Annotated in this window: 1 protein-coding gene; it reads left to right on the top strand. The window is 41.5% G+C overall.

The window, feature by feature from the left end:
- Window positions 1–277 (top strand): hypothetical protein (locus ACFIKH_RS09280; RefSeq protein WP_375671548.1); only part of this gene is annotated, 277 nt, incomplete at both ends.

Below are 277 nucleotides of genomic sequence, written 5' to 3'. Positions count from 1 at the left end.
GTGAAAACCTTTGGAGAAGATGGCAGTGAGGGAAGCAAGAGCTATGACAGTGTTGCAGATGCCTTTGATGGTGTTAATGTTGCCTTCACAGGCTTTGAGCAGAAAGTTAACAACCACATTACGGAAAAAGTGAATGATGTTATTGGCGATAAAGTTGATGATATTATAGGTGATAAGGTTGATGATGTTGTTGGTAAGAAGGTTGATGAAGCAATCTCTCAAGCCAATGAAAAGAGCCTAGTTCAGCAAGATGCCGACACCAAGCGCATAACGATTG

The sequence above is a fragment of the Bartonella sp. SD1336NMGDW genome (assembly GCF_042193565.1).
Lineage (GTDB): Bacteria > Pseudomonadota > Alphaproteobacteria > Rhizobiales > Rhizobiaceae > Bartonella > Bartonella grahamii.
The sequence above is the reverse complement of the archived record's forward strand: the minus strand, read 5'-3'. Positions and strand labels throughout refer to the sequence as shown.